This is a genomic window from Mesorhizobium sp. BR1-1-4, from assembly GCF_020165375.1.
GTDB lineage: Bacteria > Pseudomonadota > Alphaproteobacteria > Rhizobiales > Rhizobiaceae > Mesorhizobium > Mesorhizobium australicum.
On sequence record NZ_JAIUIB010000018.1, the window covers coordinates 1 to 23,656 of the forward strand.

Sequence of the window (23,656 nt, forward strand, 5' to 3'; positions counted from 1 at the left end):
GGAATGTCGTCGCCGGGGAATTCGTTCTTCGACAGCAGTTCGCGAACCTCGAGCTCGACCAGTTCGAGCAGCTCGGCATCGTCGACCTGGTCGACCTTGTTCAGGAACACCACGATCGACGGCACGCCGACCTGACGGGCAAGCAGGATATGCTCGCGGGTCTGCGGCATCGGGCCGTCGGCGGCCGACACGACCAGGATCGCGCCGTCCATCTGCGCGGCACCGGTGATCATGTTCTTCACATAGTCGGCGTGGCCGGGGCAGTCGACGTGGGCATAGTGGCGGTTGGCGGTCTCGTATTCGACGTGAGCCGTCGAGATCGTGATGCCGCGCGCCTTCTCTTCAGGCGCCGCGTCGATCTGGTCGTAGCGCTTGTATTCGCCAAAATACTTGGTGATCGCCGCCGTCAGCGACGTCTTGCCATGGTCGACGTGACCAATCGTGCCGATGTTCACATGAGGCTTGGTGCGCTCGAATTTACCTTTTGCCATAGTCTCTTTCCTTGGACGGCCTGGACCTTCAGTTCAGTCGAATGCGGGGCGATTAGCGACAAAGGCCAAAAAACACAAGCGTCTTTTGCCCGGGCGCCATCTCACTCGGCCAGAACCCATGATCCGATTGCGGGGATGTGGCGCTGATATGGGGATCCGTCGTTGAAAATGGAATGGGCGAAAACCGAGGGAGCAAAGCGAGGATTGCTCGGGTCTCCACGTCAGTCGCTGTCGGATTTATCGGCGGTTCATGGCCCATTGCGGCAGCGATCCGCGTCTGATTTCCTGCGCCGATGTATTTCATCCCGACTGCCGTTCGCGGCCCGCTGTTCATGATCGTCTCGACCGGGTCGTATCTGGTCAACGACACGATGATGAAGCTCGCCACGTCGGGGTTGCCCTCCTACGAAGTGCTCTTCCTGCGTGGTGCCGCGGCAACGCTGTGGGGCCTTCCGCTGTTGTTTGCGCTCGGCTACGGCAAGCAGATCCCGCTGATCTTCGACAGGCGGGTGCTGCGCAGGAACCTCCTCGAACTGGCGGCGATCCTCTGTTACGTCGTCGCGCTCGCCAACATGCAGATCGCCGATTCCACCGCGTTGGGGCAGATCACGCCGCTGCTGATGCTGGTCGGCTCCTCGATCCTGTTTGGCGAGCGTATCGGCGGCCAACGCATGGCGCTGATCGGGCTGGGCTTCATCGGCGCGCTGATGGTGGCGCAGCCGACCATGCAAGGCATTTCGGTCTATGCCTTGCTGGCGCTCGGCAACGCGACGTTCGCCGCCGCGCGCGATCTGGCCGGCCGCAAGATCGCCGCCGAAGTGCCAGGAATGATCGTGGCGATCTCGGCGGTCGTCGTGGTCCTGATCGGCGCAGGCGCCGCGCATCTGGTTTCCGAGCGCTGGGTGGCGCCGGAGGCGCACCACCTGATGCTGATGGCGGGAGCCGGTTTCTTCCTGATCTTCGGCCACTTCTTCATCTTCATGGCCTATCGCGTCGGGCCGACCGGCGCGGTCGCGCCGTTCTATTACTGCTTCACGGTCTGGGCCGTCATTTCGGGCCTGCTGGTGTTCGGGCAATTCCCCAATGCACTGGCGGTCTGCGGCATCCTGCTGGTTGTCGCCAGTGGGCTGACCATCGTGTCGCTAGACCAGCGCAAGCGTCGGCTGGCCGTGGTTGCCTGATCCGCGGCTACGCACCGGCATAATAGTTTCCGATACCGTGAGCGCGGTCAGCACCGACGGCGGGTTAGCGCAATTCAGAATTCGGCAGCCGATAATCCGCCGATTGCGTCTAGATGGTCCGCTTGCCCGCGAACTGATGATAGGCCCACAACACCACGACGGCACCCACGACGGCGACGATCAGGCTATAGATGTTGAGGCCGGTCACACCCGAAGCACCGAAGGCGCTGAAGATCAGCCCGCCGACTATGGCGCCGACAATGCCGAGCACGATATCCATGATCATGCCCTGACCGGTCTTGTTGACGATCTTACTGCCAATGAACCCGGCAATGACGCCGAGAATGATCCAGCTGATGATACCCATTTTTTCCTCTCCATTCCTCCGCCAATCGGACATTTTCATATGATTGTCAAAAGCTCAAGCCAGCTTGAAATTCCCCCCGAATGCGCCATTGTTGAAGACGGGCTGGGCTTGGTTGAAATGGAGGATCCACTATGGGACTTTTTGACAACGCCGTTCCCGGCGGCAATATCACCAAACCGCTGATGATCGCGCTCGGTGCGCTGCTGGTTGGGAAGATGCTGAGCGGCAGAAGCGCCGAACAGCCGGACCAGGCTCAGGCGCCGGCGCCCGCCGATCCCACGCCTGTCGGAACCGCGTCCGGTGACGGTGGGCTGCTCGGCGGACTGGGCGGGCTGCTCGACAAGCTCAAGAACGCCGGCCATGGCAATGTCGCCGACTCCTGGGTCGGCACCGGGCAGAACCAGTCAATCGGGGCCAATGAGTTGGGCAACGCGATCGGACCGCAGGTCATTCGCGAGATCGCCCAAAGGACGGGGCTCGACGAGCAGGAGCTGCTCAAGCAGCTATCGGCCGCCTTGCCCGGCATCGTCGACAAGCTGACCCCGAACGGCCAGGTACCGCAACAGCACCAGGTCGCCTCCGCCTTCAACAGCTGACGCGGCGCCCACCAATGCCTGAAGCGCTGCGCGCCTGCCGCGCAGTGTTTCGGCTTGCCGGTTGTTTCGCTGAAAATCTGGAGCGGGTAGCGGGAATCGAACCCGCATATTCAGCTTGGAAGGCTGCTGCTCTACCACTGAGCTATACCCGCGCCTTGCACTGAAGTATCGGATTTCCCGGAAAAGCGCCATGCGCTTTTCGCCTCCGATGCTTTACGCGTTTCAGGCTTCCGGGCCGGCAGTGGTGGAGAGGGTTGGATTCGAACCAACGTAAGCTAAGCTAACGGATTTACAGTCCGTCCCCTTTAACCACTCGGGCACCTCTCCAGTCTGCCGCCGGAGCCATGCAACGAGGCATTCTTGCCGATCCGGACCCGAGATAGATGTCTTCTCCGAAACCAGCGAAGCGCCTTATGGCGGCAAGGCCATTGGGTGTCAACCGCGCGGCCACGGTTTTTCGATGTTGTTCGCCGGCTGCGGCGACAGGGCATATCCTTGGCCGGAGGAGACGGCTATAGAAGCCGGCCATGAGCAACAGTTCCAACACCCCCAAAGACACCCATTACGCCAAGCTGCGCCGCGCCTTTCGCGACGAGAAGAGCGGCGGCGCGCCGCCATTCAAGCCACGGCAACCAGTGCCACCAGGCGAAAACGCAGCCGACGGGCTGGTACGGCTCTATGGCCTGCATACGGTGCGCGCTGCACTCGACAATCCGCGCCGCCGGATCAAGAAAATGCTGGTGACGCGCAATGCGGCCGAACGGCTCGAGATCGCCGATCTCGCCGCCCTGCCCTTCAAGGCTGAACTGGTCGAACCCAGGGACATCGACAAGATTACCGGATCGGACGCTGTGCACCAGGGGGTGCTGATCGAGGCCGAGCCGCTGAAGCCCAAGCGCCTCGACGCACTTGGCGACACAAGGCTGGTGCTGGTGCTCGACCAGGTCACCGACCCGCACAATGTCGGCGCCATCCTGCGTTCGGCGGTCGCTTTCGGCGCTGGCGCGCTGATCACCACGGCGCGCCACAGCCCGCAGGAATCAGGCGTGCTGGCAAAATCCGCCTCCGGTGCGCTTGAGCATATCGACCAGGTCGAGGTGAAGAACCTCGCCGATGCGCTCGGCCAGTTGCACGAAGCGGGCTTCCAGACCATCGGGCTCGATTCGGACGGGCCGGCTGAGCTCGAAACCAGCTTTGCCGGCGACAGGATCGCTTTGGTGCTCGGCGCCGAGGGCAAGGGCCTGCGGCAGAAGACGCGCGAGACGGTGACGACGCTGGCCAGGCTCGACATGCCCGGCGCCATCCGCTCGCTCAATGTGTCGAACGCGGCGGCGGTGAGCCTTTATGCGGCGCGGGCATTTCTGAAGCGCGGCTGACTGGAAGCGGCAAGCCTCCCGCCAGAAATCAAAACGGGTCCCGGCGATGCTTGCCGGAACCCGTTGCTGGGTTAAGACGGAAGTTGACGGCCTGGGAACGTTACGCCGCCCTCTTCCGACCCTATGCCGCTTTGATTTCTCTTGCCTCCTTGCCGATTTCGAAATTCGCCATCCGCTCCAGCGCCCTCACCAGCGCGGAATGATCTTCCTTCGCGCCGCCATTGGCGGCGCAGGAATTGAACAGTTGCTGGGCGGTCGAAGTGTTGGGCAGCGACACACCAAGCGCCTTCGCACCCTCCAGCGCCAGGTTGAGATCCTTCTGGTGCAGTTCGATGCGGAAGCCCGGCGCGAAGGTGCGCTTGACCATGCGCTCGCCATGCACTTCGAGAATGCGCGAGGCGGCCAGCCCGCCCATCAGCGCCTGCCTGACCTTGGCTGGGTCGGCCCCAGCTTTTGATGCAAAAACAAGCGCTTCGGCGACCGCTTCAATGGTCAGCGCGACGACGATCTGGTTGGCGACCTTGGTGGTCTGGCCGACACCATTGGGTCCGACCAAAGTGATGTTCTTGCCCATTTTCTCGAACACGGGTTTTGCGCGCTCGAAGGCCGGTTCCTCACCACCGACCATGATGGTGAGCGAAGCCGCCCTGGCGCCGACCTCGCCGCCGGAAACCGGCGCGTCGAGATAATCGCAACCGAGATCGTTGATCCTTTTCGCGAAGTCCTTTGTCTCGATCGGCGAGATCGAACTCATGTCGATCACCAGCTTGCCCTTGGCCAGGCCGGACGCGACTCCGTTGTCGCCGAACAGCACATCGGCCACCTGCGGCGTGTCGGGAACCATCAGGATGATGATCTCGGCGGCCTTCGCGACGGCGGCATGGCCGGCGACCGACTTCAGACCCTTGGCGACGAGATCGGCCGGTGGTTTTGAGCGGTGGTCGCTGGCGATGACGCTGTAGCCGGCCGCCAGCAGATGCCCCGCCATCGGCGCGCCCATGATGCCCAGCCCTATGAAGCCGATGGTTTCCATGTGTTTTCTCCAGAGAATCTTGCTCGAATTATCGGAAGGTGGCGCTGCCCCTCATCTGCCTGCCGGCACCTTCTCCCCGTATAGAGACGGGGAGAAGGAAGCTCCTAGGCCGCCGCGCTCCCCTGCCCGGCCAGATCCCGGAACCAGCCTAGCCCTGCTTCGGTGCCGGCCTTGGGCTTGTACTCCGCGCCAATCCAGCCGGCATAACCAATCCGGTCGATATGCTCGTAGAGGAAGGGGTAGTTGATCTCGCCCGTCCCCGGCTCGTGACGGCCGGGATTGTCCGCAAGCTGGATATGCGCGATGCGGCCGAGGTTTGCCTCGATCTTACGGGCGAGATCCCCCTCCATGATCTGCATGTGGTAGATGTCATATTGCAGGAACAGGTTCTTCGAGCCGACGCGGTCGATCAGCGTCAGCGCCTGGTCGGAGTAGTTGAGGAAGAAGCCCGGGATATCGCGGGTGTTGATCGGCTCGATCAGCAGCTTGATGCCGGCTTGATCGAGTTTCTCCGCCGCGAAAGCCAGGTTTTCGGCAAAGACATCCTCCAGCACCTTGCGGTCGACATTGGCTGGCGCGATGCCGGCCAGGCAGTTGACCTGCCCGCAGCCAAGTGCCTGCGCGTAGGCGATCGCCCTGGCAATGCCCTGGCGGAATTCCGGCACGCGGTCCGGCAGCACGGCGATGCCACGCTCGCCCTTGGCCCAGTCGCCCGCCGGCAGGTTGAACAGCACCTGCGTCAGGCCATTCTTCTTCAGTCGGGCGGCGACCACCTCGGGCGCATGATCGTAAGGGCCGATATATTCGACCCCCTTGAATCCGGCGCGGGCGGCGGCATCGAAACGGTCGAGGAAATCATGCTCGCCAAAGAGCATCGACAGATTGGCTGAAAAACGCGGCATTCTTTTTCTCCTTTTCTTGCCTGGAACCAAAGCCGTGTTGAGATTCAGGTCAGGCCGAGTCGAAAATGGTGGTTTCCGAGAACCGGAGCGGAGCGTACTTTTCGTACGTGAGCACCGGAAGCCGCCGTTTGCAGGCCGGCCTCACCTGAATATCAGCATGGCTTAGTCCAGCATCACGATCGCGGTGGGCGCGTCTTCCTGATGTTCGGCAAGGTCTTCGAATTCGGTGATCTTGTCGATCTCGGTCCCCATCGAGATGTTGGTGACCCGTTCGAGAATGAATTCGAGCACGACCGGAACCTGGTGTTCCTTCAGCAACCGCTGCGCTTGCTTGAAGGCGCCGGCGAATTCCTCCGGCTTGCGCACCCTGACCGCCTTGCAGCCCATTGCCTCGGCGACGGCGACATGGTCGACGCCATAGCCCGCCTCCGGATCGTCGGCCCGGTTGATGTTCTCGAAAGCAAGGCTGACCTCATAGTCCATCGAAAAGCCGCGCTGCGCCTGGCGGATCAGGCCGAGATAGGCATTGTTCACGACGACGTGGATATAGGGCAGCTTGTGCTGCGCGCCGACCGCCAGCTCCTCGATCATGAACTGGAAGTCGTAGTCGCCCGAAAGCGCCACTATGGTGCGCTCGGGATCGGCGGCGCGCACGCCGAGTGCGGCCGGCAAGGTCCAACCGAGCGGGCCGGCCTGGCCGCAATTGATCCAGTTGCGCGGCTTGTAGACATGCAGGAACTGCGCGCCGGCGATTTGCGACAGGCCGATGGTGGTGACATAAGTGACGTCACGGCCGAACGCCTTGTTCATCTCCTCGTAGACACGCTGCGGCTTCAGCGGCACCTGTTCGAAGTGGGTTTTGCGCTTCATCGTCTTCTTGCGGCCCTGGCACTCCCTGGCCCAGCCCGACCAATCGCGCAGCCTGCCCGCCGTCCTCCACTCGGTGGCGACGTCGAGCAGCATCTTCAGTGCCGCCCCCGCATCCGAAACGACGCCGAGATCGGGGGCGAAGACACGGCCGATCTGTGTGGGCTCGATGTCGACATGGATGAATTTCTTGCCCTTGGTGTAGACGTCCACCGAACCGGTGTGACGGTTGGCCCAGCGGTTGCCGATGCCGAAGACAAAATCGGCTTCCAGCATGGTGGCGTTGCCGTAGCGGTGCGAGGTCTGCAGCCCGCACATGCCGGCCATCAGCCGGTGATCGTCAGGAATCGCGCCCCAGCCCATCAGCGTCGGAATGACCGGAACGCCCGTGATCTCGGCAAACTCGATCAACAGGTCGGACGCGTCGGCATTGATGATGCCGCCGCCGGCAACGATCAGCGGCTTCTCGGCCGCGTTGAGCATCGCCAGCGCCTTTTCGGCCTGGGCGCGCGTCATCGCCGGCTTGAATGGCGTCAGCGGCTCATAGGCATCGATGTCGAACTCGATCTCGGCCAGTTGGACGTCGACCGGCAGGTCGATCAGCACCGGACCCGGCCGCGACGAGCGCATCAAATGGAACGCTTTTTGCAGCGCCATCGGCACCAGATAGGGCTCCATCACCGTCACCGCCCATTTGGCGACGGGCGCAGCGATCGCGGCGATGTCGACAGCCTGGAAATCCTCCTTGTTCAGCCGCGCGCGCGGCGCCTGGCCGGTGATGCACAGGATCGGAATGGAATCGGCCGCGGCCGAATAGAGCCCGGTGATCATATCGGTGCCGGCCGGCCCCGATGTGCCGATGCAGAGGCCGATATTGCCCGCCTTGGCTCGGGTATAGCCTTCGGCCATATGCGAGGCGCCCTCGACGTGGCGGGCAAGGACATGGCGGATCGTGCCCCTCGCCTTCAATGCCGAGTACAGCGGATTGATCGCCGCACCCGGCACGCCGAAGGCACAGGACATGCCTTCCTTTTCGAGAACGAGAACAGCGGCATCGACAGCGCGCATCCTGGCCATTTCCAGCCTCCACGAGATGATTGTTGGATGGCTAAGAATGTCATCGGGCGAGCGCTTTTTCAATTTTTTCAGAATATTTTTTCATTTCTAAAAAACAGCTCTTACCATCTGATTGTGTTTCTTTTTCCCTTTTCCAGGATTTGCACCGAGAATTTCATGAAAAACTTTTTCGTTGCATGTTGGGAGAAACGGTCGAGAATGCCAGCCCATGGAAACGAGCGAAAAACGTCAGCGTGGCCGCCCGCGCGCCTTCAATGGTCCGGCCGAAGCTGCCTCGGTGCAGTCGCTCGACCGGGCCTTGCGTATCCTGGCCATTGTCGCGGAAGGCAGCGGCCTGTCGCTGAGCGAGATATCGGCGCAGAGCGGGCTTGCCGCCTCCACCGCCTACCGCATGCTGACGACACTCGAAAACCACGGCATGGTCGAGTTCGATACATCGGACCAGCTCTGGTCGATCGGCGTCGAGACCTACCGCATGGGCGCGGCGTTCCTGCGCCGCCGCAAGCTGGTCGACCGCGCCCGTATCGTCATGCAGGAACTGATGGAGAAGACCGGCGAGACCGCCAATCTCGGCGTCGCGGAAGACGATTGCGTGGTCTTCGTCAACCAGGTCGAGACGCACCAGGCGATCCGCGCCTTCTTCCGGCCGGGCACGCGCAGCCCTTTCCATGCCTCGGGAATCGGCAAGGCGGTGCTGGCGCATCTCGAACCGGAGCGCGTCGGAACCATCCTGCGCAAGGCGGGCCTGCAGCGCTATACGGACAAGACCCTTTCCGACATCTCCGCCCTCGCACACGATCTGGCCGTCATCAAGCATCGCGGCTGGTCGGTCGACGATGAGGAGCGCCATCCCGGCATGCGATGCGTGGCCGCCGCCATCTTCAACGAGTATGGCGAGCCGATCGGTGGCGTTTCCGTGTCCGGGCCGACGGTGCGGGTCACGCCCGAGCGGCTGGCCGAGATCGGCCCGCTGGTGCGCGACGCGGCGGCCGAAGTGACGAAAATGATCGGCGGCTCGAAGGCAGGCTGATCAAGGGATAGACTAGACGCGCCGAAAATCGCTGCATGCCGCCGGCTGCATGGGATTTGACCGTCTTGCCGTCGCGTTCGAATGCATGCGAAAGGGCGCGCATGAGGAAAGTGGTTCAGCTTCTGCTTGCCGTTTCGCTGTGCGGATGTGTGGCGGCGGCACCACGACCCGATACCGGCGACCAGCGGGTCAATCCCATCCCGATCTCGCTCGCGCTGGAGGAGATCATCACGGCCGGTATCCGCCAGCGGCTGCCGGATTCAGCCTCCGCCAGGTTCGGAACCATGTTAGCAGGCGAGCGAATGCTTGATGGCCGCCAGGAGATCGTGGTTTGCGGCACCGTCAATGCCAAAACCTCATCCGGCGTCGGCGACAAGCCATTCATCGCCAAGGTCTACCCGGACGCCGCAAGCCGCTTTGAACTGGTCGCGATGGGCGACGAGACCGAGGCTGCCCGGCTTCAGATTGGCGGCACCTGCCGCGCGGCCGGTCTGCCGATCCTCGACCCGAAGATGCACCTCTAGAAAGACGGTCTTCAAACGACGAAGAGGGGCTGCCTCGCAATCCCTCTTTCCAGTCGCCCGCCGCCACTCAGAGCCGGCAGTAATGGCTGTAGCCGTCACGGCCGATATAGGTGTCGGAGTCCGGGTCGTAGCTGGAGTAGCGATCGAAGCAGCGGCGGACGTGCCAGGAACCGCCATCTTCCTCGACATAGACGGTGCGCGGCTGCTGCTGGGCAAGCAGGCTGCCGAGAACGAAACCGCCGACGCCGGCGGCGATGCCGATGCCGAGGCCGTGGTGATGCGAGTGGGCAGCAGAGGGCTGGACGGTGCCGACCAAAGCGGTGGCGGCGACGGTGGTGGCGATGAGGCCGGAAACGAGTGTGCGCTTGAACATGATGATCTCCTTGCTTCGTTTGGAGAGGCGAGCCATCCGCCTCTTGATGATCTGTCGTTGCGGCAAGGAAAAAGGTTCGACGGGGTTTTGATTTTTTTCGAAGAGCAGGAATTCGCTGGCTGAAAAGGCGTGGCGACCCTCGCCGACGTTGATCATCCATTCCGGCACTTCAGGCACCTTGCGCCGATCGGTCATCGTCCGTGACGGCGACTGGAAGCGCCGCGTTCGATGAGAAAAGGGCGGCCGAAGCCGCCCTTTGCTGGAGGTTTCAATCAAGCCGCCAGGCTGCGCTCAGTAGAGGATGATGTGGCGGTGGTGGTGATGACGATGATGGTGATGGCCATAGACCCACCAGTAATCCGGATAGTCCGGGTAATCCTGGTAGTACAGGTAGTCGTCGAAATGACGATGATGATGATGCATGCCGTGAGCCGACGAAGACTGAACGGTGCCGGCGAGCGCGCCGGTTGCAACGACGATGGCGACGATGCTGGAAACGAAACTGCGCTTGAACATGATGATCTCCTGGATCTCTGATCGAGGCGACCATTCGCCTCTGAGGATCAGTCGGCGCGCCGCGGCGAAAGGTTCGACAGATCTGGAGATTTTTTTGGCGCACTGTTGGCGAAACTGAGTAGGCAGCACCGGCTCGCGCCATGACCGGCAGCAATTGCTCACTACTCACTACTCACCACTCCCCACTCCCCACTCAGCCCATGCCGGTGATATGCCGAAGCCAGAAGGCGAGCGCGATAAAGCCGATGAAGGTGGTGACGCCTGTCCAGTCGACATTGGCCTTCTTCACATCGCTGATGAGCTTCACCAGCAGCATCCACGCCACGACGACGATAGGGAGAATGATGACAAGCCTGATCATGCGACACTCCGTTCAGCGCATTGCACTTACCCTGATGTAGGAAGCGCGTTCGCGGATTTCAGCATGCGGACGCGTGGGCATCCTCCACCACGGCTGATGCCCAAAAACGGAGTTTTGTCTTTACTGGCGCAACAAATATGCTAACCGGAGCGCCGTGCCCTTGTAGCTCAGCTGGTAGAGCAGCGGTTTTGTAAACCGAAGGTCGGCGGTTCGATTCCGTCCGGGGGCACCACCCTACGCTCTTCGAGCCCCGGGTGGCAGGCCACCCCAACCCCGTAGAGACGCAGGAGTGTCCTCCGAAAACCCCCTTGTGGGGCGATTACGTCGCCACCCCCCTTTACGAAGCGCTCGCGATTTGGGCCGACACGTTCGTCCTGGTGAACGTATTCCTCACCCTCACAGACTTATAGACATAAGCGGCCCAGATGCCGGTCACCACAAACGAAGCTATGGGTGCCGCCAGCGCGTCGCCTGCGAGCACCTTGTTTACCGGAACGCCCAGGATTGACGAAATCCAGATCGTATCCAGGATAAACACAACAGGAATCGCAAACCATTGGCAGAGAAACAATTGCGGGAATCGACGGCTTCGCCGCAGCATTGAAACCAGCACCACCAGCTGAAGCGCCAGAAATGCCAGATTGAGGGCAACCTCGCCATACACAGCCAGAGAGCCGTTTGGGAGGGTCATGAGTTGCTGGTAGGCGTCGGCGGAATTGCCGAAATCGGCGAGCGTGCGCAGCGGTGACAATGTCTGACCGATAGCCAGCAGCATCAGCCAGCCACCGAAGCCCACAAGTGACTCAGGATTCTGCGACGGCTTCGCGGCTGAACGGACAGCAAAGAAAACAGGCACGCCGATCAGCAGCAGCACGATCGCCCAATGCCAGATGGAAAACGTCCACATTTACCCTTCCCCCTTTTATACCCTTATAAGTTGTAGCAGATTTCAACCTCAACTCAAGAGCCAATCATCGCGTAAGACGCCGTCCGATGCCGAAGCGACAACTTGTCCTGCCTGCTCCTGACGCCCTCACACTCCGATCGCCGCCACCAATATCCGGTTCTGCCGCCGTATCGCGGCCCTCAACTCCGGTATCCTGGCTTCATCCCGCTTCACGAATTCGATGAACATCATGTTCATGTTGTTGAAGATCAATTCGCCGAGTGCCGTGCCGTCGATATCCTGCCGCACCAGGCCGATCTCCTGAAGGCGGGCGATCAGCGCGCGGATCTGTTCGGTGAGCGAGCAGTCGAGGCCAGTATAAGCCTGGCCGAACGGGCTGTCGGGCAGTTGCGTCGAGATCGCCATCGCCTGCCGCCACATCTCCTTGCTGAGATAGTGCAGCGAGTGCTCGATATAGATGCCGATCAGCGTGTCCAGGGCGTCGCCGACATTGGCCGGCGGCCGGGCGACCACGCCGCGCCCGGCATTGAGCACCTCGTCGACTTCCATCGAGACGATGGCGCCGAGAATATCGCCTTTGTTCTGGTAGTAATTGTAGATGGTGCCGATCGAGACTTCGGCCTGCGCGGCGATCGTCTCGATCTTGGCGCCCTCATACCCGGCCTCGCGAAAAAGCGCCGCCGCCGCCTCGATGATACGCCGGTGGCGATCCGCCTTTTGCCTTGCCCGCAATCCGCTCATATCAGCCTCTTGTCACAAAAACAGAATTGACTCAATTTTAGAATTGGTTCAGTTTTTTGCAAGAAGCCACAAAGGCAAGGGAGAACACTCGATGTCCGTCAAATCCGGCAATCCGCTTTCCGTCCTGAAGCGCCAGATGCACGCTGCATGTGCCGCCACGGCATTGCTGCTTGCGGCGGGCAGCCTCGCCGAAGCCGCCGATCTCAACGCGCTGATCTGGTGCGACCATTCCGATCCGGCGCTGCTGCAGCCTTTCGAGGAAGCCAACAACGTCAAGGTCAACGTCAAGGAATTCGAAGGCACCGGGGCCGGGCTGGCCATCATCGAGCAGTCGCAGCCGGGCGACTGGGACGTGATGGTGATCGATAGCATCGACGTGCCGCGCGGCGTCGAGAAAGGCCTGTTCGAGCCGCTGCCGGAAGACAAGCTGCCGTTCGCCGATCTCTTCCCGCAGGTGAAGATGGACGGCTCGACCATTGTCGGCGGCAAGCGCTACGGCATCACCGAAAAGTTCGGCTACAACACGATCGGCTTCAACAAGACAAAGGTCGATCCGGCGGACATGCAATCCTTGGCGTCGCTGACATCAGACAAGTACAAGGGCAAGGTCGCCATCTACGATTATTATCTCCCCGTCATCGGCATGGCGGCATTGGCCATCGGCAAGAAGACGGCCGATCTCACGGAAGCCGACCTGCCCGCGCTCAAGGAAGAGCTGCTCAAGATGAAGGCCAATGCCAAGCTGGTCGGTGAAGTCACCGCCAGCCAGACGGCGCTGGCGACCGGCGAGGTCGACATATTGGTCGGCGGCGGCGAATGGGTGACGGCAGGGCTGGCCAAGGAAAACCCGGCGCTGGACTTTTCCATTCCAAAAGAAGGTGCGGTGCTGTGGTCGCAGTCGCTCGCCATGTTCAAGGATTCCAGGAACAAGGACATGGCGCTGAAATTCATCCAGTACATACTGAGCCCCGAGGGCCAGGCACGGCTCGCCACCTCGTCCTGTTACTGGGGCATGCCGTCCAACACCAAGGCCGCATTGACCGACGACCAGAAAAAGGTCCTGCGCTTCGACGAGCAGCCCGGCTTCCTCGCCCGTGCGCAGGCCTATCCGGCGCCGAGCGCCGACCTCGACAAGAAGATGCAGGATATGTGGACCGAAATGCTGCAGGCCAAGTGAGCCGATACGCTGATGAGCGCCGCGGGAAACAGTGAGGGCGCGCGGACAGGCCGTGTCCTTCCCTGGGCGCTGGTCACACCGGCACTTGGCTGGACGCTTCTCTTCTTCGTGCTGCCCTTCGTCGCCATGGGGCTTTCGAGCTTCACCGCGCAGGAGGGCGGCGGGGGCACCCTGTCCAACTACAGCCAATTCTTCACCAACCCCGCCTACTGGCAGGCGATGGTGAACTCGCTGCAGGTCACCGCCATCGTCACCGTGGTTTCCGTGCTGCTTGCCTATCCCTTCGCCTGGATTCTGGCCGAACAGGTTCCTGAACGCTGGCAGCGGCTGGCGCTGATGCTGGCCGTGCTGCCGTTCTGGACCTCCTATGTCGTGCGCTCCTACTCCTGGCTGCTGGTGCTGGCGCAGAACGGCGTCATCAACCGGGTACTGACTGGCATTGGCGTGGTCTCCGAACCGCTGCAGCTCGCCAATACGCGCCTGGCCACCGTCACAGGCTTCGTGCATTTCTTCGTCATGCTTTTGACGCTGACCATCTTCGCCAATCTGAAGCAGCTCAGCCCCAGTTACCGCAAGGCCGCCGCCGATCTCGGCGCCGGACCGGTGCGCGCCTTCCTGCATGTCATCCTGCCATTGACCTTGCCCGGCATCATGGTCGGCGCTTTTCTCACTTTCGTGCTGTGCATCGGCGACTACATCACGCCGCAGATCCTCGGCGGGAACAACGAGCTTCTGATGCCGCAGCTGGTGATGATGCAGATCGGCCGGCGCGGCGATTTTCCATTGGCCTCGGCGCTGTCGATCATCCTGATGGCGGTCGTGACCATCGCCTATCTCGCCTGCGCCCGCTGGCTAAAGATCGAGCGGACCTGATCATGCGCAGCATTGGCCGCATCGCTTCCTGGATTTACGCGCTTGCCGTCTACGGCTTCATCTTCCTGCCGGTCGTCGTGCTGGTGCTGTTCTCGCTGCAGTCGACGTCCTTCCCCATTCCCCCGTTCACAGGTCCATCGCTGCGCTGGTACGAGGCGGTTCTTTCCGATAACCGGCTGACTTCGGCGCTGGCCAATTCGCTGCTGGTCGCGGTTCTTTCCTCGGCCGCAGCCGTCATGCTCGGCTTCCTGTCGGCCTGGGGGTTCGCGCGCTTCGTCCTGCCAGGCTCGGGCCTGCTGCGCGGGTTGATCACCTTGCCGCTCACCGTCAGCTATCTCATCATCGGCATGGGGCTGCTGGTGCTGTTCAACTGGGCCGGCGTGCCGAAATCTCTGCTTGCCGCCGGGATCGGCCATGTGGTGATCAACCTGCCGCTGTGCTTCGCCATCATCTACAGCCAGTTAGGGGACCACCAGATCAACATCGAGCGCGCCGCGCGCGACCTCGGCGCGCCGGAATGGAAGGTGCTGCTGTTGATCACCGTGCCCGTCATGGCGCCGGCCATTTTCGCCGGCTTCTTCCTGTCGATGACCTTGTCCTGGGACGAGTTCGTGATCTCCTTCCTGCTGACGCGCTTCCAGACCACGCTGCCGGTGGAAATCTGGAACCTGCTGCGCTCCGGCCTCAATCCCAAGACCAATGCGGTCGGTTCGCTGGTCTTTGCCGTCTCGATCGTGCTGGTGGTGTTCTTCGAACTGATCTTGCTGCGAAGGAAATCGGCATGAACGCGCCCCTGGTCGATATCCGCGACATCTCGCACCGCTTCGGCCAGCATCCCGTGCTGAAGAATGTCTCGCTGACGATAGCGGCCGGCAGCTATACGATCCTGCTTGGACCATCCGGTTCCGGCAAGACGACGCTGCTCTCCATTCTCGGCGGTTTCGTCAATCCGAGCGAAGGCAAGGTCCTCATCCGCGGCCAGGACTGCACCTCGGTGCCGCCGGCCAAACGCCCGACGACGACGGTGTTCCAGGATTATGCGCTGTTCCCGCATATGAGCGTCGGCGGCAATGTCGGTTTTGGGCTGCGCATGCAAGGTGTCGACGGAGTGACGCGGGCGGCAAAAGCGCGCGATGCGCTGGCCCTGGTGGGCCTCGCCGCCGCCTTCGACAAGAAGCCGCACCAGCTTTCCGGCGGCCAGCGCCAACGCGTGGCGCTGGCGCGCGCCCTGGTGATCGAGCCGGCGGTGCTTCTGCTCGACGAGCCGCTCGGGGCGCTCGACCTGAAACTGCGCCGCCAGATGCAGGACGAACTGAAGGCGATCCAGAAGCGGGTCGGCACCGCCTTCATCCATGTCACTCACGACCAGGAAGAAGCGATGGCGCTGGCCGACCATTGCGTGGTGATGAATGACGGCCGCATCGAGGACGAGGGGCCGCCCGAGCGCGTCTATGCGAGGCCGGCGACGCGTTTTTCCGCGACCTTCATGGGCGAGAGCACGATCCTTGCCGGCACTGTCATCGAGACCAGTGACAGGACGAGCACCGTCACGACACCGGTCGGACCGGTTTCCTTATCCAGTGCCTTGCCGTTGGGGTCTACTGCCGCACTGGCGATACGCCCTGAGCACCTTGTGCTTGGCGCTGCGTCGGCTGGCACGAAGCTCGGCGAGGCTGATGTGAGCGACGTCGTTTTCCAGGGCAGTTTCAAGCGCGTGCTGGCGACCTCCGTCGAAGAGCCTTCCCTGCGGTTCATCGCCAAGCTGCCGGCGACCTCCATCGTCCATGCGGGCGACAGGGTCGCGATTTCCTGTGATACCGACCAGATCATCTTGCTGACGGATTGAACATGAGCACGCTTGCGGTCATCGACGCACCGGACTGGTACGAAACATTCCGCATGGCCGACGGCATCACGCTGATTCACGAGCCATGGATAAAACCGTTCTTCCGCTGCAATATGTGGCATGTGCGCGGACGCGACCGCGATCTCCTGTTCGACACCGGCCTCGGTCATTTCAGCCTGCGCACCCATGTGTCCCTGGTGAGCGAGCGCAAGCTGACCTGCGTTGCCAGCCACACGCATTTCGACCATATCGGCTGCCACCATGAGTTTTCCGATCGCTGCGTGCATTCGGCCGAAGCGGCAATCCTGGCCGATCCGCGCAACGAATGGACCGCTGCCGGCATCTATGCGACAGAAGAAATGTTCGATGGCATGCCGCGGGGCTGGGACACGGCGCGCTATCGAATCCAGCCCGCGCCGGCCGACCGTATGCTCGCGCATGGCGACATCATTGATCTCGGCGACCGGGCCTTCGAGGTCGTCCACACGCCAGGCCATTCGCCGGGCGGCATTGCGCTCTACGAGAAGAAGACCGGCATCCTGCTGTCCGGCGACATCATCTATGATGGCCCGCTGATCGATGATGTCTACCACTCGGACATACCAGATTACATGGCGACGCTGCTCGCCATGCGCGATCTCGACGTCTCGGTCGTCCATGGTGGCCATTTCCCGAGCTTCGGCAGGGTGCGCTACGGCCAGTTGATCGACGAATATCTCGAACAGAAACGTCAGGCCGGCTGCCATCTGCGGCAGCGCCCTTGAGGGCTGAGTGACGGCATCAAGTCGAAATGGCGTCGGAAGGCCTGGGTCGGCACGAGCCCGTCGCCACCCCTCGCAGTGCGCTGATGGTGACACAGTGGGCGACCGGCTCGCGACACGAACGGGCCGGAGCCAGTGCGTCACTCGGGAATGGGTGCCGGAAGCGAGATTGTATAGCGCGGTGGCGCCGATCCCCTGCGGCGTCTCCTCCATTGCCTCAGCTGCTCCCTCCAGCCGACTGGCGGTTTTTCGTAGACAGGGGGAGCCAGGCCGGCGAGCTCATAATAACCTTCGAGTATGTTGGTGCGCAGTAACTGGCGTTCCTGTGTATAGAAGCTGAAATGCGCGACGAGCAGGTCACCGAAAATCTTGCCCGGCCGGTCCAGCTTGGCCGGAAGCGTCGCCGACAACCACTCTTCCTCGTCGCCGCGCGGTTGAAAGTGCTCTCCGAGATCGACAATGTCCGATCCGAAAAAACCGATTGCGTTGATCGAAAAGCGTGACAGCCTGATCTCCCGGTCCGGCACGCGAAAATCCTGGAGCCGATTGGAGCGCACAGCTTCAATGAACACCGGGTGTAGGGCCTGCGGAAAGGTCGCATGCGCCCAGGAGAATTCGCATGACGCCTGACAGGTAAGCGGGCCATCCACCCGCACCCTGGAAAGCTGCTTGATCAGCGAATTGCAGATTGCGTTGTTGACGATCAACGGAGCGTACCAGATGGCCGATCCCCTTTCGGCCATGACCCTTGCCATGAATTTTCGAAAGAAGCCGTCCTCGACAAAAACTACATCGTCGTCGAGGCGTAGGTAGAAAGCACCGGGATCGTCGCAAAAGCGATAGAAATCGCCGATGACGTTGATCCCGCCATCGGCATGTGGAAGCCGCTTGATCTTGCAACGCGGATCGGAGGCCGCCAATCTTTGTAGATAGGCCCGGTCAGCCTCGTTGCGACAGTTGTCCCAGAGGTGCCACTCATGCACATCGAGGTTTTTCAAAACATGATGGCCAAGCAGACGCAGATATTTCTCACGACCGGCCGGGGTGACAACGATCAGTTTCATAGAATTCCTGGTTCCTGTAAAATCAGAGTCCCGTACATCAGCGAATCTTGATTATCAGAACGCTCGTTCGGGCAATAGCTGTTGACATGACAGGCCCCTGCCCCATTGGATTCGCCTCAAAACATGACGAATCGTCATGACGTTTAAATACACCCGTTATGCCGGCAAGACATCGTGCTCAGGTAACGCCAGGAGATCTTCCTCATGCCCTTCGCATTCAACTTGCTTTCGTGTAGGGCTCGCCGAGGACCCGGATTGAGGGTATGAGTGTCGGAAGCAGGACTTTGACGAACACCACACACCGCAATCTCGTGATAGTCAGGGCAGGCGACAAATCTCTCCATCGTGGATGGGGGGCGGACGATCCCAATTGTGAATTTGATTTGATCGTCAGCTACTTCGGAAGTGATCCATCTGCGTTTCGGCTGCCGCTTGAAAACCGAGTCGACTACAAGGGCGGCAAATGGGATGGCATCCATGCTCTGCTGAGCCGACAGCCCGAACTTCTTGACCGCTACCAGTATGTCTGGCTGCCGGACGACGATCTGGAAGCAGACCGGGCGACCATCGAGGCGATGTTCGCCAACATGCGCCGGCTTGACCTCCATATCGGCCAGCCGTCACTGACGCTGGACAGCTATTATTCCCACCTCCCGTTCCTCCGCTGCAGGAGCTTCGAGTTTCGCCTGGTAGACACGATCGAGATCATGGCCCCCTGCCTGAGAGCCGATGTAGCGGCCAAGATGCTGCCTCTGTTCAAACACTCCATGAGCGGTTTTGGTCTGGACTTGTTGTGGACCAGGCTTGCCGAAGAAAACCGTGGAACATCTGCCGTGTTCGACGCCTTGCCGGTCCGCCACACCCGGCCGGTGGGAGCTCACCTGAAAACAGCGATGCTCGAGTCAGGAAGAACGCCCGACAAGGAATATCGCCAATTGGCGTCGCAATATGGATTTGGCGAGCTTTTTCCATTGTCCTATGAGGCCGTCGATCGAAAAGGCCGGCGCTGGCGGTCGAAATCGATGATCGGCCTGCGTATGGTGGCCGATTATCTCTTGGACAGGAAAGCCTTTCGCCAGGCGAATCGATTGATGGAATTGTTATGGCGCCTTCTGCGCAGGCAGTATTCCAAGTCCGTCGACCTGTCCCAAATAATTCTCAAGCCCTAAGGTTCGGATACGCGAATGGACAGGACCCTGCTGGGCAAGGCCGAAATCCTCATTGTCGGCGCTGGTTTTTATGGTGCAACGCTTGCCGAGCGCATCGCCACGCAACTCGGGCGACGCGTGCTGGTAATCGACCGGCGCCGGCACATCGGCGGCAATGCCTACACCGAACAAGATCCTGTCACCGGTGTGGAGATCCATCGCTACGGGCCGCATCTGTTCCATACATCCAACGAGGAGGTCTGGAATTACCTGCGTGCCTTCACCGGTTTTACCGCCTATCGCCATCGTGCATTCTCGACATATCGCGACAAGGTCTATCCGCTGCCGATCAACCTTGCCACGATGTCCCAGTTCTTCGGCAGGCGGCTAAGTCCGGACGAGGCACGCGACATGATTGCCGAGCAGGCGACGGAAGTTGGCGACCGTCCGCCGGCCAATCTTGAGGAGAAGGCGATCTCCCTGGTCGGCCGCCCTCTCTACGAGGCCTTGATCAAGGGTTACACCGCCAAGCAATGGCAGACGGATCCGCGCGAACTGCCGGCGCAGATCATCGCGCGCCTGCCGGTTCGCTACACATTCGAGGACGGCTATTTCAACGACCGGTTCCAGGGCCAGCCTGTGGACGGCTACACGGCGATCTTCGAAAAGATGCTGGCGCAGGAGCTTATCGAAACACGGCTTGGCATCGACTTCTTCGACATCAAGTCCTTGCTGCCGAAGGACCTGCCGGTCGTCTACACCGGGCCGATCGACCGCTACTTCGACTATAGCGAAGGCGAACTCGGCTGGCGAACCATTGATATCGATCTGGAGGTCATGGACACGCCGGACCATCAGGGCACGGCGATCATGAACTACGCGGACGAGGCCGTGCCTTATACCCGCGTGGTCGAATTCCGGCATTTCAACCCGGAGCGCCAGCACGGGAGCGCCAAGACGCTCATCGGCCGTGAGTATTCCCGTTTCGCAGGCCGCGCCGACGAGCCTTATTATCCGATCGACACGCGCAAGGATCAGGCGGTCTATCGCCGCTATCTCGACCGGGCGGGTGCGGAGAAAAACCTGCACCTCGGGGGACGGTTGGGAACCTACCGCTATCTCGATATGCATCAGGCGATCGGCGCCGCCCTTAAGGTCTTCGAAACCGTGCTCGAGCCCTATTTCGCCGGTCGGCTCGATTCCGTCTCGCGTTCGACATGACGGGCCGGGTTCTGAAGCCGCAAATCTCCGGTTTTCAGGTCGTCGCCGCCGATTTGCCATCGGCGGCTATCCGCTTCCTGAACCATTCGAAAGTACGCCGGATCCCCTGGTGCGGATCGATGCGGTGTTTGACCTATAGCGCCCTTTGCGGGCAAGGCATGCCGGCGGCATCGCCGCAACGCGACGCCGTGGGGATCGGCCTAGCGCTCGTTTCTTCCGACTGGCGCACCAGTTCTGCGAAGACAAGCGCGAAACTTCCCAACATGAGAAAGACGATGATCAGGCGTGCTACCGGCAATATGTCGGCCTCGTCTGGCTGGCGCATATCCCCTGGCATCGAGAACCGCGGGTTCATGCACGCATATCTGAACTGCCGCAGCGTCCTTTGCGTCCGAAGTGGCAAGGTCGTGCTGCGGGCGCCCCACGCCACCCCATGCCGGCTAACATGATCGACCCGGCTTTACGAGAGCTTAAGCCCTGCCTTAACCATCACATTCGCTCGCGCCGTGACATCAACCGCGACCGGCTGGTGCGGCGGCACTGCCGCACCCTCGTCTCATGGGCTGACAGAGGCTCTCTTTGCAGACCTGCCTGCCCCATGCTACCCCGGCGCTGGCGCGCCAGAACCTGCCGGCGCCAATCGGTCGCGATCGGGGAGCCATGAGCACAGCCACCAACAGCATCGCCTTCGTCTCGTCCGACACAGCAGACGCCAAGGCGGCGCTGGATAGCCTGTCGGCGCGCTATGGCCAATGTTCGGTCGCCGAGGCGACCGTCGTGGTGGCGCTGGGCGGCGACGGCTTTCTGCTGCAAACATTGCGCGACACGATGGGTACGGGAAAAAAGGTCTACGGCATGAACCGTGGCACCATCGGCTTCCTGATGAACGAATACCGGTCCGGGGGGCTCACCGAGCGCATCGCGGCGGCGGTCGCCGAAACGATCCGCCCGCTGGAGATGCTGGCAACCACCTCGGATGGCGAACACGTCACGGCACTGGCGATCAACGAAGTGGCGCTGTGGCGCCAATCCTACCAGACGGCCAAGATCCGCATCAGCATCGATGACCAAATACGGCTCGAGGAACTGAACTGCGACGGCGTCATGATCGCGACGCCGGCCGGATCGACCGCGTATAATCTTTCCGCGCACGGCCCGATCCTGCCTCTCGACGCGCCGCTTTTGGCGCTCACGCCGGTCAGCCCGTTTCGTCCGCGACGCTGGCGCGGCGCATTGCTTTCCAACAAGGCGACCGTGCGCTTCGACATTCTGGAGTCGGAAAAGCGGCCGGTGAACGCGGCCGCCGACCACACGGAGGTCAAGGCGGTGACCTCGGTCACGGTGCGGGAATCGCCAACGGCGACCGCGACTTTGCTGTTCGATCCCAACCACTCCTGGAACGAACGCATCCTGGCCGAACAGTTCCGTTACTGAGCCGGCACAGTGACAGGAGGCCGGATTAAGCATCGCGATTAAGCTTACAACTTCACAATCGCGCCAATCCTACCCGTTTCTGTTGACAAATCGCGGGCTTGCGCCTAATCGCAATACCAATCTTGCAGGCGCGTGGCGCTTGCCGCGACGAATGACGTTGCGCTTCCCCGAACCAGCCAAAGACAGCAACACTTGTCCTCAGACACGACGATCGCTCAAGAAGCGTTGACCTTTTCAGACCTCGGCCTGTCGCCGAAGGTGCTTTCCGCAGTCACCGATGCCGGCTATCTCCAGCCGACGCCGATCCAGGCTGGTGCGATCCCGCACGCCTTGCTCGGCAAGGACGTGCTGGGCATTGCCCAGACCGGCACCGGCAAGACCGCGTCCTTCGTGCTGCCGATGCTGACCCGGCTGGAAAAGGGCCGTGCCCGCGCCCGCATGCCGCGCACGCTGATCCTGGAGCCGACGCGTGAGCTTGCCGCGCAGGTCGAAGAAAACTTCGTCAAATACGGCAAGAACCACAAGCTCAACATCGCGCTGCTGATCGGCGGGGTGTCGTTCGACGAACAGGACAAAAAGCTGGAGCGCGGCGCCGATGTGCTGATCGCTACGCCTGGCCGTCTTCTCGACCATCGCGAGCGCGGCAAGCTGCTGCTCAACGGCGTCGAGATCCTCGTCATCGACGAGGCGGACCGTATGCTCGACATGGGTTTCATTCCCGATATCGAGCGTATCTGCGAGATGATCCCGTTCACCCGGCAGACGCTGTTCTTTTCGGCGACCATGCCGCCAGAGATCACCAAGCTGACGGAAAAATTCCTGCATGCGCCGGTGCGCGTCGAGGTCTCCAAGGCCGCTTCGGCGGCCACCAACATCATCCAGCGGTTGGTCAAATCGGGCTCGAAGCCTTGGGACAAGCGTGAAACGCTGCGCAACCTGATCAAGGCCGAGGATGCGGAGCTGAAGAACGCGATCATCTTCTGCAACCGCAAGATCGAGGTTTCGGAGCTGTTCCGCTCGCTGCTGAAATATGATTTCGATGCCGGTGCGCTGCATGGCGACATGGACCAGCGCGCGCGCATGCAGATGCTGGCCAATTTCCGTGACGGCAAGCTGCGCTATCTCGTCGCCTCGGATGTCGCCGCGCGCGGCCTCGACATTCCCGATGTCAGCCATGTCTTCAACTACGACGTGCCGATCCATGCCGAGGACTATGTCCACCGCATCGGTCGCACCGGCCGCGCCGGACGCTCCGGCAAGTCCTTCACCATCGCGACCAAGTCCGACACCAAGTATATCGACGCCATCGAACGGCTGATCGGGACCAAGATCGAGTGGCATGACGGCGACCTGTCGACGGTGGTTGCCAGCGAAGGCGAGGACGATGCTCCGCGCCGCGGCAAAGGCGCGCCACGCCGCGCCGGCCGCAAGGACGAGGACCGCAACGACAGGGGCGGGCGCAAGAAGAGCGGCGAGCGTCGCGGCAGACACAGCGAGGAAGATGCCTCGGCCGTGGGTGCTCAGCCGCAGGAGCAGCCCGATGTGGCCGAGACGGCCGATATTGTCGAACGGCGCGCCCGCAAGGATGCAATCCGCTCGGAAAACACCGAGCGCAAATCGTCCGACCGCAATGAGCCGCGCGCCCCTGAGCGCGGCGACACCAGGCCGCAGCGCAGCAACAGCCGCCCTGCCCGCCACCATCAGGAAGACAACGACGCCACGGTCGGCTTCGGCGATGACATGCCGGCCTTCATGCGCATCGTCGCCAAGGTCTGATTCCAGCGAGCAAG

The 23,656-nt window shown here is 61.6% G+C and carries 25 protein-coding genes and 3 tRNA genes; 15 read left to right on the plus strand and 13 right to left on the minus strand.

What is annotated here, in order from left to right; all coding sequences use genetic code 11:
* Window positions 1-491 (minus strand): GTP-binding protein (locus LB571_RS28160; RefSeq protein ID WP_224599630.1); only part of this gene is annotated, 491 nt, incomplete at its 3' end.
* A 293-nt stretch (window positions 492-784) separates the two neighbouring features.
* On the opposite strand from LB571_RS28160, the gene LB571_RS28165 reads away from it, so the two are divergent.
* Complete coding sequence (locus LB571_RS28165; RefSeq protein WP_140874004.1) at window positions 785-1,672, plus strand: DMT family transporter; 888 nt, start codon at window positions 785-787, stop codon at window positions 1,670-1,672.
* 109 nt (window positions 1,673-1,781) lie between these two features.
* On the opposite strand, the gene LB571_RS28170 is transcribed toward LB571_RS28165, so the two are convergent.
* Window positions 1,782-2,039 carry a GlsB/YeaQ/YmgE family stress response membrane protein gene (locus LB571_RS28170; protein WP_015318000.1) on the minus strand — a complete coding sequence of 86 codons (258 nt, stop codon included), beginning with the start codon at window positions 2,037-2,039 and terminating at the stop codon, window positions 1,782-1,784.
* 131 nt (window positions 2,040-2,170) lie between these two features.
* Here LB571_RS28170 and LB571_RS28175 point away from each other — a divergent pair, with 131 nt between their 5' ends.
* Window positions 2,171-2,635: a YidB family protein gene (locus LB571_RS28175; RefSeq protein ID WP_015318001.1), complete on the plus strand. Its 465-nt coding sequence runs from the start codon at window positions 2,171-2,173 to the stop codon at window positions 2,633-2,635.
* Between the two features lie 78 nt (window positions 2,636-2,713).
* On the opposite strand, the gene LB571_RS28180 is transcribed toward LB571_RS28175, so the two are convergent.
* Both LB571_RS28180 and LB571_RS28185 read right to left on the minus strand, forming a co-directional pair.
* Window positions 2,714-2,787 (minus strand) — tRNA-Gly (locus LB571_RS28180).
* A 90-nt stretch (window positions 2,788-2,877) separates the two neighbouring features.
* Window positions 2,878-2,962, minus strand: a tRNA-Tyr gene (locus LB571_RS28185).
* Between the two features lie 200 nt (window positions 2,963-3,162).
* On the opposite strand from LB571_RS28185, the gene LB571_RS28190 reads away from it, so the two are divergent.
* Window positions 3,163-4,011 (plus strand): TrmH family RNA methyltransferase, encoded by an 849-nt coding sequence (locus tag LB571_RS28190; protein ID WP_224599635.1) that lies wholly within the window; start codon window positions 3,163-3,165, stop codon window positions 4,009-4,011.
* Between the two features lie 121 nt (window positions 4,012-4,132).
* On the opposite strand, the gene LB571_RS28195 is transcribed toward LB571_RS28190, so the two are convergent.
* The 3 genes from LB571_RS28195 to gcl all read right to left on the minus strand — a co-directional run bounded on the left by LB571_RS28195 (window position 4,133) and on the right by gcl (window position 7,890).
* Window positions 4,133-5,044, minus strand: coding sequence for a 2-hydroxy-3-oxopropionate reductase (locus LB571_RS28195; protein ID WP_224599641.1), 912 nt, complete (start codon window positions 5,042-5,044; stop codon window positions 4,133-4,135).
* A gap of 104 nt (window positions 5,045-5,148) precedes the next feature.
* Window positions 5,149-5,946, minus strand: a complete 798-nt coding sequence (otnI, locus tag LB571_RS28200; RefSeq protein ID WP_224599643.1) for a 2-oxo-tetronate isomerase — start codon at window positions 5,944-5,946, stop codon at window positions 5,149-5,151.
* Window positions 5,947-6,108: 162 nt separating this feature from the next.
* A complete protein-coding gene (gene gcl, locus LB571_RS28205; RefSeq protein ID WP_140717295.1) occupies window positions 6,109-7,890 on the minus strand; it encodes a glyoxylate carboligase in 1,782 nt (593 codons plus the stop codon).
* Window positions 7,891-8,098: 208 nt separating this feature from the next.
* Here gcl and bhcR point away from each other — a divergent pair, with 208 nt between their 5' ends.
* Together bhcR and LB571_RS28215 are read left to right on the plus strand one after the other, a co-directional pair.
* Window positions 8,099-8,920, plus strand: coding sequence for an HTH-type transcriptional regulator BhcR (gene bhcR / locus LB571_RS28210; RefSeq protein WP_023773060.1), 822 nt, complete (start codon window positions 8,099-8,101; stop codon window positions 8,918-8,920).
* Between the two features lie 101 nt (window positions 8,921-9,021).
* Window positions 9,022-9,444, plus strand: coding sequence for a hypothetical protein (locus LB571_RS28215; RefSeq protein WP_224599690.1), 423 nt, complete (start codon window positions 9,022-9,024; stop codon window positions 9,442-9,444).
* A 67-nt stretch (window positions 9,445-9,511) separates the two neighbouring features.
* On the opposite strand, the gene LB571_RS28220 is transcribed toward LB571_RS28215, so the two are convergent.
* The 3 genes from LB571_RS28220 to LB571_RS28230 form a co-directional block, all read right to left on the minus strand.
* The gene (locus LB571_RS28220) at window positions 9,512-9,817 is read right to left on the minus strand and encodes a BA14K family protein (RefSeq protein ID WP_140720544.1); all 306 of its coding nucleotides are present in this window, start codon (window positions 9,815-9,817) and stop codon (window positions 9,512-9,514) included.
* Between the two features lie 291 nt (window positions 9,818-10,108).
* The gene (locus LB571_RS28225) at window positions 10,109-10,333 is read right to left on the minus strand and encodes a hypothetical protein (RefSeq protein WP_015318009.1); all 225 of its coding nucleotides are present in this window, start codon (window positions 10,331-10,333) and stop codon (window positions 10,109-10,111) included.
* 193 nt (window positions 10,334-10,526) lie between these two features.
* Window positions 10,527-10,694, minus strand: coding sequence for a hypothetical protein (locus tag LB571_RS28230; protein WP_015318010.1), 168 nt, complete (start codon window positions 10,692-10,694; stop codon window positions 10,527-10,529).
* 156 nt (window positions 10,695-10,850) lie between these two features.
* On the opposite strand from LB571_RS28230, the gene LB571_RS28235 reads away from it, so the two are divergent.
* Window positions 10,851-10,926: transfer RNA gene (locus LB571_RS28235), tRNA-Thr, on the plus strand.
* 105 nt (window positions 10,927-11,031) lie between these two features.
* Here the strand turns inward: LB571_RS28235 and LB571_RS28240 are convergent.
* A complete protein-coding gene (locus tag LB571_RS28240) occupies window positions 11,032-11,601 on the minus strand; it encodes a DUF2569 family protein (protein WP_224599645.1) in 570 nt (189 codons plus the stop codon).
* Between the two features lie 126 nt (window positions 11,602-11,727).
* Window positions 11,728-12,342 carry a TetR/AcrR family transcriptional regulator gene (locus LB571_RS28245; protein ID WP_224599647.1) on the minus strand — a complete coding sequence of 205 codons (615 nt, stop codon included), beginning with the start codon at window positions 12,340-12,342 and terminating at the stop codon, window positions 11,728-11,730.
* A gap of 91 nt (window positions 12,343-12,433) precedes the next feature.
* On the opposite strand from LB571_RS28245, the gene LB571_RS28250 reads away from it, so the two are divergent.
* From LB571_RS28250 to LB571_RS28270, 5 genes are read left to right on the plus strand one after another with little or no spacing between them, the layout of a single operon-like run.
* Window positions 12,434-13,519 carry a spermidine/putrescine ABC transporter substrate-binding protein gene (locus LB571_RS28250; protein WP_015318013.1) on the plus strand — a complete coding sequence of 362 codons (1,086 nt, stop codon included), beginning with the start codon at window positions 12,434-12,436 and terminating at the stop codon, window positions 13,517-13,519.
* 12 nt (window positions 13,520-13,531) lie between these two features.
* Window positions 13,532-14,392 (plus strand): ABC transporter permease, encoded by an 861-nt coding sequence (locus tag LB571_RS28255; RefSeq protein ID WP_224599650.1) that lies wholly within the window; start codon window positions 13,532-13,534, stop codon window positions 14,390-14,392.
* Window positions 14,393-14,394: 2 nt separating this feature from the next.
* Window positions 14,395-15,177 carry an ABC transporter permease gene (locus LB571_RS28260; protein ID WP_224599652.1) on the plus strand — a complete coding sequence of 261 codons (783 nt, stop codon included), beginning with the start codon at window positions 14,395-14,397 and terminating at the stop codon, window positions 15,175-15,177.
* On the plus strand, window positions 15,174-16,238 hold the full coding sequence (locus LB571_RS28265; protein ID WP_224599654.1) for an ABC transporter ATP-binding protein: 1,065 nt from the start codon (window positions 15,174-15,176) through the stop codon (window positions 16,236-16,238). The genes LB571_RS28260 and LB571_RS28265 overlap by 4 nt, the downstream gene beginning before the upstream one ends.
* A 2-nt stretch (window positions 16,239-16,240) precedes the next feature.
* Window positions 16,241-17,002 carry an MBL fold metallo-hydrolase gene (locus LB571_RS28270; RefSeq protein ID WP_224599655.1) on the plus strand — a complete coding sequence of 254 codons (762 nt, stop codon included), beginning with the start codon at window positions 16,241-16,243 and terminating at the stop codon, window positions 17,000-17,002.
* Window positions 17,003-17,139: 137 nt separating this feature from the next.
* Here the strand turns inward: LB571_RS28270 and LB571_RS28275 are convergent, their stop codons facing one another.
* Window positions 17,140-18,063 carry a hypothetical protein gene (locus LB571_RS28275; RefSeq protein WP_140717315.1) on the minus strand — a complete coding sequence of 308 codons (924 nt, stop codon included), beginning with the start codon at window positions 18,061-18,063 and terminating at the stop codon, window positions 17,140-17,142.
* Between the two features lie 284 nt (window positions 18,064-18,347).
* On the opposite strand from LB571_RS28275, the gene LB571_RS28280 reads away from it, so the two are divergent.
* The 4 genes from LB571_RS28280 to LB571_RS28295 all read left to right on the plus strand — a co-directional run bounded on the left by LB571_RS28280 (window position 18,348) and on the right by LB571_RS28295 (window position 23,642).
* The gene (locus tag LB571_RS28280) at window positions 18,348-19,232 is read left to right on the plus strand and encodes a hypothetical protein (protein ID WP_224599657.1); all 885 of its coding nucleotides are present in this window, start codon (window positions 18,348-18,350) and stop codon (window positions 19,230-19,232) included.
* 15 nt (window positions 19,233-19,247) lie between these two features.
* The gene (gene glf / locus LB571_RS28285; RefSeq protein ID WP_015318020.1) at window positions 19,248-20,432 is read left to right on the plus strand and encodes a UDP-galactopyranose mutase; all 1,185 of its coding nucleotides are present in this window, start codon (window positions 19,248-19,250) and stop codon (window positions 20,430-20,432) included.
* Window positions 20,433-21,092: 660 nt separating this feature from the next.
* Complete coding sequence (locus LB571_RS28290) at window positions 21,093-21,866, plus strand: NAD kinase (RefSeq protein ID WP_041163462.1); 774 nt, start codon at window positions 21,093-21,095, stop codon at window positions 21,864-21,866.
* Window positions 21,867-22,058: 192 nt separating this feature from the next.
* Window positions 22,059-23,642, plus strand: a complete 1,584-nt coding sequence (locus LB571_RS28295; protein ID WP_181173048.1) for a DEAD/DEAH box helicase — start codon at window positions 22,059-22,061, stop codon at window positions 23,640-23,642.
* Window positions 23,643-23,656: the final 14 nt, after the last annotated feature.